Annotated in this window: 14 protein-coding genes and 1 riboswitch; of the genes, 11 read left to right on the forward strand and 3 right to left on the reverse strand. The window is 72.2% G+C overall.

The annotated features are described in order from the left end of the window. Positions 1 to 29 precede the first annotated feature (29 nt). From pelF to ACMATS_RS33295, 8 genes are all read left to right on the forward strand, one after another. Positions 30 to 1,547 (forward strand): GT4 family glycosyltransferase PelF, encoded by a 1,518-nt coding sequence (gene pelF, locus ACMATS_RS33260; RefSeq protein WP_414170010.1) that lies wholly within the window; start codon positions 30 to 32, stop codon positions 1,545 to 1,547. Next, the gene (locus ACMATS_RS33265; protein ID WP_414170011.1) at positions 1,544 to 2,986 is read left to right on the forward strand and encodes a hypothetical protein; all 1,443 of its coding nucleotides are present in this window, start codon (positions 1,544 to 1,546) and stop codon (positions 2,984 to 2,986) included. Before pelF ends, ACMATS_RS33265 begins: the two co-directional genes overlap by 4 nt. A gap of 68 nt (positions 2,987 to 3,054) precedes the next feature. Further along, positions 3,055 to 4,056 (forward strand): SDR family NAD(P)-dependent oxidoreductase, encoded by a 1,002-nt coding sequence (locus tag ACMATS_RS33270; RefSeq protein ID WP_414170012.1) that lies wholly within the window; start codon positions 3,055 to 3,057, stop codon positions 4,054 to 4,056. Between the two features lie 77 nt (positions 4,057 to 4,133). Further along, positions 4,134 to 4,847: a nucleotidyltransferase family protein gene (locus ACMATS_RS33275; RefSeq protein WP_390775664.1), complete on the forward strand. Its 714-nt coding sequence runs from the start codon at positions 4,134 to 4,136 to the stop codon at positions 4,845 to 4,847. A 9-nt stretch (positions 4,848 to 4,856) separates the two neighbouring features. Then, positions 4,857 to 5,756 (forward strand): NAD-dependent epimerase/dehydratase family protein, encoded by a 900-nt coding sequence (locus tag ACMATS_RS33280; protein WP_414170013.1) that lies wholly within the window; start codon positions 4,857 to 4,859, stop codon positions 5,754 to 5,756. Beyond that, the gene (locus ACMATS_RS33285) at positions 5,753 to 6,433 is read left to right on the forward strand and encodes a spherulation-specific family 4 protein (RefSeq protein WP_414170014.1); all 681 of its coding nucleotides are present in this window, start codon (positions 5,753 to 5,755) and stop codon (positions 6,431 to 6,433) included. The genes ACMATS_RS33280 and ACMATS_RS33285 overlap by 4 nt, the downstream gene beginning before the upstream one ends. Next, positions 6,427 to 7,281: an endo alpha-1,4 polygalactosaminidase gene (locus ACMATS_RS33290; RefSeq protein WP_390775661.1), complete on the forward strand. Its 855-nt coding sequence runs from the start codon at positions 6,427 to 6,429 to the stop codon at positions 7,279 to 7,281. Before ACMATS_RS33285 ends, ACMATS_RS33290 begins: the two co-directional genes overlap by 7 nt. Before the next feature lie 179 nt (positions 7,282 to 7,460). After that, positions 7,461 to 7,614: riboswitch (cyclic di-AMP (ydaO/yuaA leader) on the forward strand. 13 nt (positions 7,615 to 7,627) lie between these two features. After that, a complete protein-coding gene (locus ACMATS_RS33295; RefSeq protein ID WP_390776155.1) occupies positions 7,628 to 8,086 on the forward strand; it encodes a C40 family peptidase in 459 nt (152 codons plus the stop codon). Here ACMATS_RS33295 and ACMATS_RS33300 read toward each other — a convergent pair. Next, positions 8,079 to 8,498, reverse strand: coding sequence for a YchJ family protein (locus tag ACMATS_RS33300; protein WP_414170015.1), 420 nt, complete (start codon positions 8,496 to 8,498; stop codon positions 8,079 to 8,081). The two genes, ACMATS_RS33295 and ACMATS_RS33300, sit on opposite strands and share 8 nt — an antisense overlap. Before the next feature lie 162 nt (positions 8,499 to 8,660). Between ACMATS_RS33300 and ACMATS_RS33305 the strand changes: the two genes are divergently transcribed. After that, positions 8,661 to 9,143, forward strand: coding sequence for a hypothetical protein (locus ACMATS_RS33305; RefSeq protein WP_414170016.1), 483 nt, complete (start codon positions 8,661 to 8,663; stop codon positions 9,141 to 9,143). On the opposite strand, the gene ACMATS_RS33310 is transcribed toward ACMATS_RS33305, so the two are convergent. Further along, entirely contained in the window at positions 9,140 to 9,670 is a 531-nt protein-coding gene (locus ACMATS_RS33310) for a hypothetical protein (protein ID WP_414170017.1), read from the reverse strand. The genes ACMATS_RS33305 and ACMATS_RS33310 overlap by 4 nt on opposite strands. 139 nt (positions 9,671 to 9,809) lie before the next feature. Between ACMATS_RS33310 and ACMATS_RS33315 the strand changes: the two genes are divergently transcribed. After that, positions 9,810 to 10,592, forward strand: a complete 783-nt coding sequence (locus ACMATS_RS33315) for an alpha/beta fold hydrolase (RefSeq protein WP_414170018.1) — start codon at positions 9,810 to 9,812, stop codon at positions 10,590 to 10,592. Between the two features lie 18 nt (positions 10,593 to 10,610). Continuing rightward, positions 10,611 to 11,795 (forward strand): hypothetical protein, encoded by a 1,185-nt coding sequence (locus ACMATS_RS33320; protein ID WP_414170019.1) that lies wholly within the window; start codon positions 10,611 to 10,613, stop codon positions 11,793 to 11,795. 327 nt (positions 11,796 to 12,122) lie between these two features. Here the strand turns inward: ACMATS_RS33320 and ACMATS_RS33325 are convergent, their stop codons facing one another. Beyond that, on the reverse strand, positions 12,123 to 13,253 hold the full coding sequence (locus tag ACMATS_RS33325) for a protein-L-isoaspartate(D-aspartate) O-methyltransferase (protein WP_414170020.1): 1,131 nt from the start codon (positions 13,251 to 13,253) through the stop codon (positions 12,123 to 12,125). Between the last annotated feature and the right edge of the window lie 47 nt (positions 13,254 to 13,300).

Raw genomic sequence — 13,300 nt, forward strand, 5'->3', positions numbered from 1 at the left:
CCTGACATTTCCTGGAGAAACCGACTTTCATGCACGGATCGCATGCCGCAACGGCATCCGACATCCCTGCGGTGACCCTCCTCACCGAAGGGACCTACCCGCACAGTCACGGCGGGGTGAGCGTGTGGTGCGACCAACTGGTCCAGGGGATGCCGGACGTCGACTTCCGGGTCATCGCCGTCACCGGAACCGGCCGGGAGCAGCTCGCCTGGGAACTGCCCCGGCACGTCCGGGAGGTCGACACCCTGCCGCTGTGGGGGCCGCCGCCCGCCGGCCGCGCTCCCCGCGGCCGGGCCCTGCGCGCATTCCTCACCTGCTACGAGCAGTTCCTCCTGGCCCTGCTCGACCCCGGCGAGGAACAGCACTTCGCCCGCACCTTCCACCGGCTGGCCGACCACGCCACCGAGGGCACCCTCTTCCCCGCGCTGCGCGGGGAGGCGGCGGCCCGTCTCCTGGCCCGGCTCTGGAACCGGCCCCGCCTCGGCACGGCCGCCGCCCGCCCGACCCTGCACGATGCGCTGACCGCCACCGACCTGCTGGAGCACGCCCTGCGCCCGCTCGCCGTACGGGCCCCCGCCGAGGGAATCACCCACGCGGTCAGCGGGGGCCTGGCCGCCGTGCCCGGACTGGTCGCCCACCACCGGCACGGCACCCCGTTCCTGCTCACCGAGCACGGCATCTATCTGCGCGAGCGCTACCTGGGCTTCCGTAGCGAGCCCTACCGCTGGCCGGTCAAGGCGTTGCTGCTCGGGCTGTTCCGGATGCTCGCGGCCGAGAGCTACCGGTGCGCCGCCCTCGTCACCCCGGGCAACCGCTACAACCGGCGCTGGGAGGAGCACGGGGGCACCCCGCCCGACCGCATCCGCACCGTCTACAACGGCGTCGACCCGGCGGCGTTCCCGCCCGCCGGGCCGGAGCCGGAGATCCCGACGCTCAGCTGGGCCGGGCGCGTCGACCCCATCAAGGGCCTGGAGACCCTGATCCGGGCGTTCGCGCTGGTGCACCGGGAGATACCCGAGGCGCGGCTGCGCCTCTTCGGCGGTACCCCGCGCGGGGGCGAGGGCTACCGCACCGCCTGCGAGAAGCTCGCCGCGGAACTGGGCGTCGGCGGGTCCGTCACCTTCGAGGGGCGCGTCGACGACATCCGCGACGCCTACGCGGCGGGCAACGTGGTGATGCTCTCCAGCATCAGCGAAGGCTTCCCCTTCACCCTCATCGAGGCCATGTCCTGCGGCCGCGCCACCGTCTCCACCGACGTCGGCGGCGTCCGCGAAGCCGTCGGCGACAGCGGGATCGTCGTACCGCCCCGCGACCCGGAGAGCATGGCCAAGGCCGCACTGCAACTGCTCGGCGACCCCGGGACCCGCGCGAGGATGGGGGAGTCCGCACGGCTGCGCGTGGTCGAGCAGTTCACCCTCCGCCAGACCATCGGCGCCTTCCGCGACATCTACCGTGACCTCGGCGGACTCCGCCCGGTGCAGCAACTGCCCCGGAAACACCGGGAGTCCGCCCCCGCCATGGCCATGGCCGCCGGGGGTGCGGGATGAGCGGAGTCCTACGCCTCGTCCCCGACGAGCCCGAACCGGCGCACGAACTGGCCGTCCCCGTCCCGCCGCGGCACCGGCCGCGCTGGGCGGCCGACCCGCTCGACGACCTCGCCGAGGAGATGGCCGACGTCTGCGCGACGGCCGTGCACCCCGACGAGATCGCCGCCGTCCTGGAGGCCGGCGGCCTCACCGGCGAACAGATCACCGAACGCTACGGCAGAAACGACGCGTTCGAACTGGCCGAGGAGCTCTTCGCCCGGGTCCCGCGCAGCCACCCCGAACCCCCGCCCCGCCCCGACCCCTGGCGGGTGTCGCCCGGCGCCTGCCTGCTGCGCTCCCTGGTGTTCACCCTGCCCGGCTTCGGCTACACCCTCGCCGCACCCCTGATCACCGGCGGCCGGCACGATGGCGGACTGCCCGCGGGCACCGGCCCGTTGGCCGCCTCCGCCCTGCTGGCCTGGGCCTGGAACCAGGGCCTCGCCCACCGCGCCTACCTCCGGCTGGCCACCGGCGGACGCCCCGCGGCCGGGCGCTGCCTGGCCGTCGGCGGACCGCTCGGCGCACTGCTCGCCACCGCCGCCGCCCTGCTGCTGCCGGGCCCGGCCGGGGCGCACGCCTTCGCCGCGGGCCAGGCGCTGTACCTGGCCGCGGCCACCACGCTGCTGGTGCTGGGGCGTGAACGGCTGCTGCTGTACGCCCTGTTGCCCACCGCAGCCGGGGGAGCCGCGACCCTGGTGGAGAAGCCGCCGGTCGTGGCCGGGGCCGCGCTGCTGCTCGGCACGGCGGGCGGTGCGGCCGCCGCTGCCGTCCGCACCGTCCTGCAGACCCGCGGCACCGAGGGGCGGCCACCGTCGCTCTCGCCGCTCGCCTCGCTCCCGTACGGCCTGTTCGGCCTGGGCTGCGGGGTGTTGACGACCGTCGCCGCACTCGGCGACGCCCTGCGGCACACCGGTGGCACCGGGACCGCGGGACCCGCCGTCCTCGCCCTCACCCTCAGCATGGGCGTCGCCGAATGGCTGCTCCACCGCTGCCGGGGCAGGGCCCTCGACGCCCTCGCCCGGGCGACGACCGTCCCCGGCATGCTGCTCGGGGCGGCCCGCGTGCTCGCCCTGTGCATCGCCGCCTATCTCGCGGCACTGGCCGTGCTGTCGCTGGCCGTCGCCCTCCTGTGGCCCCACGCCCCGTTGCCGGACCCCACCCGCACCGCGGCACTGCTCGCGCTTGGCGCGGTGCTGTGGACCGGACTGATGCTCCAGGCCTACGGCATCGCCTGGACCCCGGCCCTGCTGTGCCTCGCCGCGGCCGGGACCGAGACCACCGCCCTCGTCCTGCGCGTCTCCGCACCCGCCCAGGACCAGCTCGTCACGTGTACCTGCGCGGCGGCCGCCCTGCTGGCCGCCGCCACCGCACTGCTCGGACGGATCACCACGCACCGCTGAGCACCGCACCGGAACGCCCGTTCCCGAGAACGTTCCTGAATACGTTCCTGAAAAGGGGAGAACCGCGCATGTCCGCACCTGCACCCGTCGCTGTCACCGGCGCCGAGGGATTCATCGGCTCGCACCTGGTCGAGGCGCTCGTCGCGCGCGGCCACCGGGTCCGCGCCATGGTGCAGTACAACTCCTTCTCGTCCTTCGGCTGGCTGGAGGACCTGCCCGCGGACGTCATGGACCACGTCGAGGTCGTCCTCGGCGACGTCCGCGACCCCGGCTCCGTCCAGTCGCTGGTGACCGGCGCCGGCACCGTCTACCACCTGGCCGCGCTCATCGCGATCCCGTACTCCTACCGCGCCCCGCACAGCTACGTGGAGACCAACGTCACCGGCACCCTCAACGTGCTGGAGGCCGTACGCCACCTGGGCATCCCGCGCCTGGTGCACACCTCCACCAGCGAGACCTACGGCACCGCGCTGACCGTGCCCATCACCGAGGACCACCCCGTCAACACCCAGTCCCCGTACGCCGCGTCCAAGGCGGGCGGCGACCGGCTGGCCGACAGCTACCACGCGAGCTTCGGGCTCCCCGTGGTCACCCTGCGCCCCTTCAACACCTTCGGGCCGCGCCAGTCCATGCGCGCCGTGATCCCCACGGTGATCGGGCAGGTGGCGTCCGGGCAGCGCACCCTCACCCTCGGCGACCTGCGGCCCACCCGGGACTTCAGCTACGTCAAGGACACCGTGGCCGCCTTCCTCGCCGTCGGCACCGCGCCCGCCGCCGACGTCGTCGGCCGCACCTTCAACTCCGGTACGGGGGAGGAGATCTCCGTCGGCGACCTGGTGCGCCTGATCGGCAAGCTCATGGACACCGACCTGGAGATCCGCACCGACCAGGAGCGAGTCCGGCCCGGCGCCTCCGAGGTGATGCGGCTGCTCGCCGATGCCTCCCGGCTGCGGGCCGCCACCGGCTGGGCCCCCGCCCACACCCTCGACGAGGGACTCGCCGCCACCATCGCCTTCTTCCGCGACCCCGCCAACCTCGCGCGCTACAAGACCGGCATCTACAACGTCTGACGTTCCACCGCTGACGTTCCACCGCTGACGTTCCACCGCCCACCGCTCCCGGACCGGGAGCAGAGAGGAACGGCACCATGCACGCAGTCATCCTGGCCGGAGGCAAGGGCGTCCGGCTGCGCCCGTACACCACCGCCCTGCCCAAGCCGCTGGTGCCGATCGGCGACCAGCACGCCATCCTCGAAATCGTGATGCGCCAGCTGGCCGGCGCCGGATTCACCAGCTGCACCCTGGCCATCGGCCACCTCGGCCACATCATCAGAGCCTACGTGGGCGACGGTTCCCAGTGGGGACTGCGCGTCGACTACACCAGCGAGGAAAGCCCGTTGGGCACCATGGGCCCGCTGCTGACCATGCGCGACCGGCTGCCCGAGCACTTCCTGGTGATGAACGGCGACGTGCTCACCGACCTCGACTTCGGCGACGTCCTCCAGCGCCACATCGCCTCCGCGGCCCCGCTGACCATCGCCACCTACGCACGCCGCGTCAGCATCGACTTCGGCGTGCTGACCACCGACTCGGGCCGCGTCGTCGGCTTCGCCGAGAAGCCCAGCATGGACTACCGCGTCTCCATGGGCGTCTACGGCGTCTCCCGCGAGGCCCTCGCCCGCTACACCCCCGGTCTCCCGCTCGGCTTCGACGAACTCGTCCTCGACATGCTGAGCGACGACACCCCGCCGCACGCCTACGAGTTCGACGGCTACTGGCTCGACATCGGCCGCCCCGACGACTACGACCGGGCCAACGCCGAGTTCTCCCTCCGCCGCGACCTGCTGATCAAGGGAGCGTGAACGGCCCGCATGCGCATCCTCGTTCTCGGCGCCACCGGCTTCCTCGGCCGGCACGCCACCGGGCAGCTGCGCGCCCTCCCGGGTGCGCGGGTGCTCTGCGCGGGCCGCTCGCCCGATGCGGACCTCGTGTGCGATGTGGCCACCACCGAGGCCGGCCGGCTGGCGTCCGTCCTGCGCTCGGCGGCACCCGACGCCGTCGTCAACTGTGCGGGCGCCGTGGGCGGCAGCGCGGTGGAGCTCACCGCCGCCAACGCGCTCGGCCCCGCCGTCCTGTGCGCGGCCCTGCACGAGGCCGCCCCCCGGGCCCGCCTGGTCCACCTCGGCTCGGCCGCCGAATACGGACCCGCCGACGGGCAGTGCCCCGCCGCCGAGTCCGGCCCGGCCCGCCCGCTCGGCCTGTACGGCGCGAGCAAACTGGCCGGCACCCTTGCGGTGACCGGTTCCGGCCTCGACGCCGTCGTGCTGCGGGTGTTCAACCCCGTCGGACCGGGCCAGCCCCTCGCCTCCCTGCCCGGACGGCTCGCCGCCGAGCTGCGCCGCGCCGCCCCCGACGGCGTGATCCGGACCGGTGACCTCTCCGCGCACCGCGACTTCGTCGACGCACGGGACGTGGCCCGGGCCGTCGCCCACGCCGTCACCGCCTCCGGGCCGCTCCCTCCCGTCCTCAACATCGGCAGCGGCACGGCACGCCGCGTCCGCGACCTCGCCGAAGGCCTCGCCCGCGCCGCGGGCTTCCGGGGCACCATCGAGGAGGACGGCGACGGGTCGCCCCGCTCGGCCGCCGTCCCCTGGCAGCAGGCGGACGTCACCGCGGCCGCCCGCGCCCTGGACTGGGCACCGCGGTACCCGCTGGCCGAGAGTCTCTCCGACGTGTGGGCGGGCACGGGACCGGAGGAGAACGTCCGATGACGGAGTCGCCGCAGGAGGAACGACGGCTGCTCGTCCCGCTCTACGCCCACCCGGCCACCCACCCGGAGGCCTGGGCACAACTGCAGGCGGCGGCCCCGCTGCTGTACGGGGTCGTGCTCAACGCCGCGGACGGCCCCGGCCACCGCCCCGACCCGGCCTTCACCGCGGCCGCAGGCCGGCTGCGCCACGCCGGGGTGCGGCTGCTGGGCTACACCGACACCGGGTACGGCCGCCGTCGGCCGCGCGCCGTGGCCGCGGACATCCGCCGGCACCGCAGGTGGTACGACGTGGACGGCGTCTTCCTCGACCAAGTGCCCTCGGGGGCCGCGGTGTTGCCGCACTACCGGCGGCTGGTGCTGATCGCCAGGACGCTGGGCGCGCGGACGGTCGTGCTCAACCCGGGCACCCACCCGGATCCCGGCTACGCCCGGCTCGCCGACCTGCTGGTCACGTTCGAGGGCAGCTGGGAGGAGTACCGGCGGGCGGGGGTGCCGGCCTGGACGGCGGACCATCCGCCGGGCCGGTTCTGCCACCTCGTCTACGCTGTGCCGGACGATGGTGCGGTGCACGTGGCCCGCACGGCGGAGCGGCGCGGGGCCGGGGTGCACTGTGCAGTGCCGGGTGACGGGGCCAACCCCTGGCAGAGCGCGCCCCTGACGACGGGAGCGGTGTGGTGAGGGGTGTACGGGGTGCGGCGGTTGCCGTGGGCGTGCTGCTGCTGGCGGGACTTGCGGGCTGCTCGTCTTCCTCGTCCGACGAGGGAGACGGTCCGGACGAGGAGGCGACGGCATCTGCGCCTGCACCTTCGGCTCCCGTCTCCGGGGAGCGGTGGCAGCCGAAGCCGGGCACGCGCTGGCAGTGGCAGCTCGACGGCAAGGCCGACACCTCGGTGGACGTGCCCGTCTACGACATCGACGGCTTCGAGAACGATGCCGCGACGGTCGCCGGGCTGCACGCCCGCGGCCGGAAGGTGGTCTGTTACTTCAACGCCGGTGCGTGGGAGGACTTCCGGCCCGACAAGAAGGCCTTCCCCAAGAGCGTCCTCGGCGCGAAGAACAAGGGCTGGGAGGGCGAGAAGTGGGTGGACATCCGCCGTCTCGACGTCCTGAAGCCCATCATGGCGTCACGGATCGAGATGTGCCGGAAGAAGGGCTTCGATGCCGTGGAGCCGGACCTGACGGAGGGGTTCCGCAACTCCACGGGCTTCAAGCTGACCGCGGACGACCAGCTGGCCTTCAACCGGATGCTGGCGAAGCTCGCCCACGACCGGGGCCTGTCGGTGGCGCTGAAGAACGACCTGGAGCAGATTCCGCAGCTGGTGGGCGACTTCGACTTCGCAGTGAACGAACAGTGCGCGCAGTACGGGGAGTGCGACCGCCTGACCCCCTTCATCAAGGCGGGCAAAGCGGTCTTTCATGTCGAATACGACCTGAAAACCGAGGAGTTCTGCGACAAGACGACCCGGCTCGGGCTCAGCTCGATGCAGAAGCGACTGGGGCTGGATGCGTGGCGCAAGCCGTGCTGATGGGGCGTCTGTTGTAGGGGTGGTTGCAGGTACGGGACGGAAGTGAAGAAGTTCACAGAAGCCTCATTCGGCTCTGTATTCGAGTGGTCGGTGGTGCAGGATCGACGCTCGAACATGAGACCCCGTCACCGAGGCGGGCCACCCGGGCGGACGCCGAGTCCTGCCACCGCACCGGGTGCGGAACCGATTCGACGGACCGGCAGGAGCGGGAGACCCAAGCACGACGGACCACGATGGCGGTGGTCCTTGGGGTGAAGCCACGACCGTGGCCGGGCACCTTCGTCCAGCCCGAACCCGACAGGTCATCTTTCGCAGGCGGCTGACGAAGGGCTTCGGCATGTCTGCAATGCCTTCTGCACTGCCGCGCATATCCGCGCGCATCCCCGTTCTCGCCGCCGCCACCGTGGCGGCATCGGTCCTCCTGCCGGGCATGGCCCCCGGCGCCCAGGCCGCCACCCCCGGCGAACAGGCCCTCAAGGTCGCGGCCGCCAAGCAGGGATCGCCCTACCAGTACGGCGCGACCGGCCCGAACCGCTTCGACTGCTCGGGCCTGACGCTCTACTCGTTCAAGCGGATCGGCAAGAGCCTGCCGCGCACCGCGGCCGACCAGTACAACGCGACCCGCCACCTCTCCGCGGGCTCCCGCCAGACCGGCGACCTGGTGTTCTTCCACTCCGGCAGCAACGTCTACCACGTGGGCATCTACGCCGGGAACAACAGGATCTGGCACGCCCCCAAGCCCGGCACGACCGTCCGCCTGGAGAAGATCTGGACCGGCAGCGTCTGGTACGGCCGCGTCAGGTGACGGCACCGTCCAGGTAGACCCACTGCCCGTCCTCACGGACGAACCGGCTCACCTCGTGCAGGACGTCCTGGTGCCCGCGCTCGCTGTAGTGGGCCCGGAACTCGACGGTGCCCTCCTGATGGAACGCGCTGCCGCCCGTCGTGGCCAGGACGTCCAGCCCGGTCCAGCGCATCTCGGGATCGAGGTCGAGGTCGCCGGGCCGGGTGCTGGAGTGCCAGCTGCGCAGCAGGTACGCGGTGTCGTGGACGACGAAGGCGCTGTAGCGCGAGCGCATCAGGCGTTCGGCCGTGGGCGCGGACTTCTGCCCGCTGTGGAAGGCGCCGCAGCAGTTCTGGTAGGCGTCGCCGAGCCCGCAGGGGCAGGGCGAGTCGGGGCCGACGGCCGGCCGGGGGCGTGCGCTGGATCTGGACATCCCCCGATTGTGCCGGACGGGAACCCGTTCGGCCGCACGCCGGCCCGCGGCTGTCCGGCTTGACGTACCCGCAGGTCAGGTTTAGCGCGGGGGCCTGCCGCGAGGCCCCGGCGGGGGCGCCTGCCGGTTGCGGGCCGGCGGGCGCCCGCCAAGGGTGACGGCATGCGCCTGAACACGATTCCCTCCGCTGCCGCGGCCGCCGTGTGCGGCTCGCTCGCCTTGCTGATCGCCGGACCTGCACTCGCGTCGGACGGACCGCCTGCCGCACCGGAGCCCACGGCCGTGGCGCCTGCGCCGCCGGATGCGGCGGGATCGCTCGACACGGTCGGCAGCCTCGGCGAGACGCTGATGCTGGGGTCCCGGATCGGGACGGGGGCGCGCGCGAAGACGCTGGACTCGGCCGAGCTGCAGGAGCTGCAGCGACGGCTGCGCGCTGCGTCGGGACGGCTGCAGCGTTCGGTCAAGACGACGGACCGCGCTGCGGAGGTGCCGGCACAGCTGAAGAAGCTGGACGACGATGCGACGGCGCTGCTCAAGGCGGTGGGGGCGGAGGACGCGGCCGGGGTCACGGCGGGGGTGGCGGCGGTGCTGGCCGACCAGCGGGCGTTGTTGGTGTCGGTGCCGAAGGTGTTGCCGGGGGTCTAGGAGATCGTCAAGACGGTCGCCCCGGTTGCGTGGGTGAGGCCCTCCCCGAGGCACTGCAGGGCGCTCGGCTGGACGATGGGAATGATCTGGAGCACCTTCCGGCTGTGGAAGCGGCCGTGGGTGACGGTGCCGGTGGCCGGGGTGACCACCTGGCCGGCCACGACCGTGCTGCTGCCGGCGATGTCGGCAGTGCTGGACTCACCGGTGTTCCAGACGTAGGTCCGGTGGTCCCGGAACTCTTCGAGGGGGTTGATGCAGCCCGTGGTGACGGTGAACTCCTCGTGGTAGCCGCCGCTCTTCACCGTGCCGTCGTCACCGGTGCAGGAGCCGAAGTGCCCGTCGACCGTGATGTGGATGGGCCGCGCTTCAAGAGTCACCCCCGGCTGGTAGCGGACGGACTCCGTGCCGTGGCACTGCACCTGCCCGGAGTCGCGGGGATGGGCGGACGCCGGTACGGCTGTGACGGTACCGAGTACCACGGCGGCCGCCACGGCCGCTCTCTTCACACCGAGTGGACTGAGTGACATGGGAGAGTTCATGCCCCGGCCGTATGGCACGGAGACCGGCGCGCCGGAGCGACGACAGGTGCCCGGTCGCGGGGAACCGCGCGCAACACGGTGCGCACGCCTACCGGCGCGGGCCGTCCCGCGCGTAGCCTCATGCCACATGGACACGCTGGCTGTGCCGGGCGCACGCCTGTATTTCGAAGTGCACGGCGCCGGACCGCTGTTGCTGCTCATCCCCGGCGGTGCCTCCGACGCCGAGGTCTTCCGGGACCTGGCCGACGAACTCGCCGCCCGCCACCGTGTCGTCACCTACGACCCGCGCGGTATCTCCCGCAGCCTCCTCGACGGACCGCCGCCGGAGCCATGGCTGACCACCCAGGCCGACGACGCCACGCGGCTGCTCGACCACCTGGCCGGGGCCGGCGAGGAGCCGGTGCAGCTGTTCGGCAGCTGCGCGGGCGGGCTGGTCGCCCTGGAGCTCGCGGTCCGCGATCCGCGCAGGGTCCGGCTGGCCGTCGCCCACGAGCCGCCCGCCATGGGGCTGTTGCCGGACGCGGCACGGTGCGCCGCGTTCTTCGACGAGGTGTACGCGACGTTCCGCAGAGAGGGTGGCCCGGCAGCCATGGACAGACTGGGGGCCATCTTCGGCGGTCGGCCTGCCCCGCAACTCCCCGAAGTGACCGACAACAGCCGGTTCTTCCTCTCCCATGTGATGCTGCCGTCCAGCCGCTGCGCGCCCGACGTCACCGCGCTGGCGGCCGTGGCGGACCGCATCGTCCTGGCCGGCGGACGGGAGTCGCGCACCCACGACGTGCACCGTCCGGTGGCCGTCCTCGCGCGGCGACTCGGGCGGAAATTGGCGGAGTTCCCCGGCGGGCACGTGGGTTACGCGAAGCACCCCGCCGCCTTTGCAGCGCAACTCGCGAACATCCTGGCCGGCTGACCCATCATGCGCATTCTGATGGGTGCCCAGAACTGCGGCTTCGGCCCGGCGTCGGTGCTTGTCGCGGTCTCCCGGCTGCTCCCCGGACACGAGCGGGTGTTCGTGGGGGACGGTGTGGCGGCGGCATTCGCCCGCCGTAACGCGGGTGCGTTCGATGGCATTCATGATGTGCTGCTCGACCGGTTGCTGCAGGAAAGCGACTGGGTCGTCTCCGCGATGGACGCCGACCTCGTCCTGCGCGCTGTCGTGGCGGGCCGCCCGGTGATCCTGGTGGACTGTCTGTTCGGCTTCTGGCAGCACCGGCAGCCGCTGGAGCGGATCCGCGAGCTGTGCGCGACCGTTCCCCGTAATTCCTTCGCGGCGGCGCACCGCCACCTGTCCTGCCTCACACCGCACGAACGCATCCTCGCCGCCCACCTGCTGGCGGACCACAGTGTGGTGCAGAACTTCCCCGGTACGTCACGGCGGTTGGCGGAATTCGCGGACTGCTCGATGCATCCGACCGGGCCGCTCGTCGACCTGGAAGGCCTGCGCGAAGCGAAGGAGAGCGAACCGGACTACGACCTACTGATCAACGTCGGAGGCTTCAAGAACTTCCTCCTGGACTTCGAGTCGAACGACCACTACCTCCGGCTCGTCGACCGCTGGATCCCCGATCTCCTCGCGGACTGGCCCCGGTTCACGCGCGTCCTGCTCTGCGGTGGCCCGTACGCGGGCCGCCGCGGCGGCACGTACCGGACGGTGGACCGCCGCTTCCTGCCCCAGCGCGAGCTGCTGCGGCACGTGGCGCGAACCCCGCACTCCCTGCTGGCCCCGGGCCTGTCGGCACTCCACGAGGCCACGCTCCTGGGCCGGTTGCCCCTGGCGCTCCCCGAACAGCACTACGCGCACACGTACACCGTCCGGAATCTCGCGGACACCCTCTTCGGCCGCTCGGCCGCCCGCTTCGCGGACGTCCTGCCCGGATATGCGCCGCCGGAGGACGACTACGCCGGCACCGAGGCCCTCATGGCCGTGGCGGGCCGGATCGTCGAGGACGACACCCTTTACGCGCGCTTCCGCGGCACGTTCAACGAGCGCATCGAGCGGTACCTTGCCCTCACGCCGGAACAGCGGCGCGGGGGAGTGGCAGAACTGCGCGACGTCCTCGACGGGCCGCCTGCCGCGTCGGTGATCGCGTCGATCCTCGCGGCGGCCCGGTGAGGGGCATCAGCAACGCCGGACCCTTCCCTGGGGGCAAGCCATCGCGGATGCGCAGCCCAGGCCGGACCGGCCTGGGCTGTGTCGTCGTCCGCTTCCATGCGGCGGAGTGCTCCGACGAGCCGGGCCGGCAATCCCCTGTGACGGGACGAATTCAAAGTCCGGTGGGGCGGTCGCCCCGTCTGGATTGCCGCGGACGTGCACCCCTCACCCCCTCCCGTCAGGTGAGCACCAAGGTGGCGATCTCGGATCCAGCAGGGCGGTCTGCCGGGTCATTGGCCAGACACGCAACGACGGCATCCTCGAACGCGCCTCAGCGCCAGGGCCGTTCTACCGTTGCACGCTCGCGCGCGGTACCGGATTGTCCGGAGAATCGAGCCAGACCCTTTCCCCGTCTCCGTCCACGGTGAGCCCAAAACGGTTGAAGCCAGGACGGTCGTTCTTCTTCCACCACCGGTGAGCCGCTTCCGTCTCGTCCCACAGGCGGCGCGGGCCGGACTGGACTACGGCGTACTCTGTCGCACCCGGTTCGTAGTCCGCTGACGCCCACGACTGGGTGTCGGTGCTGTACGTCCACAGCGTGTATGTGCCGTCGTCGTACCGTTCGGCACGCCAGAACGCGCCGGACACTTGGAGCCCGATCACGAACTGTTCGAGCCACCCGCCAATGTCAGCGGGGGAAAGCAATGTCGTGCTTCTGGTGCCGTTCGCAGGCCACTCCTGCCCCTTGAAGTATGCGTCGAACGGCGGACGCTCCGTGCGTTGCTGTCGCAGGCGCATGAAGGCGCTGGAGAGGGTGAATCGACCTTGGGCCGGGCCGTCGTCGCCGACGACCAGGCGCACGATGCACTCGCCCCCGTACTCCGTCCCCCACGGAGCGACGACCACCCCGCCGGGCCGGGTCTGCTCGATCCACGTCCGGGGCACTTCCCCGATCGAGCATGTGGCGACGACCCGATCGAACGGGGCACGGCCGGCACACCCCAAGCGGCCGTCTCCTACGAGGACCAGGGGCGACAGGCCAGCGCACCGAAGGTTCTCCACCGCGCCCTTGGACACGTCCGCGTCGTACTCGACGCTGACCACGTGCGCACCTCCGAGCCGGTGTGCGAGAAGCCCGGCGTTCCAGCCCGTTCCGGTGCCGATCTCGAGTACACACTGTCCTTCACGCACGTCCAGGTCGGCCAGCATGGAGAAGACCATGCGCGGCATGGAATTGGAACTCGTCGGCGTGGTCCCCAGGCCGTCCCCGGTGTGCCGGCCGTCATCCCACTGCGTCGTGAGCGGTATGTCGGAGTAGACCGCCTCGAACCAGGCTTCCGGGTCCTGGGCCCGGTCGATCAGCGCCGTCTGTCGGGTGCCGTCCGCGATACCGGGCCAGATCCGATCAGGGACGAAGAGCTCTCGGGGGACTGCCCGGAACGTCGGCAGCCAGTCAGAAGTCAGCGCGCCCGCTTCCATGAGCGCAGAGGCGAGACTCGCAGGGCCCGCCTCCTCTGTGCGTCCAG

The sequence above is a fragment of the Streptoverticillium reticulum genome (assembly GCF_047456005.1).
Lineage (GTDB): Bacteria > Actinomycetota > Actinomycetes > Streptomycetales > Streptomycetaceae > Streptomyces > Streptomyces reticulum.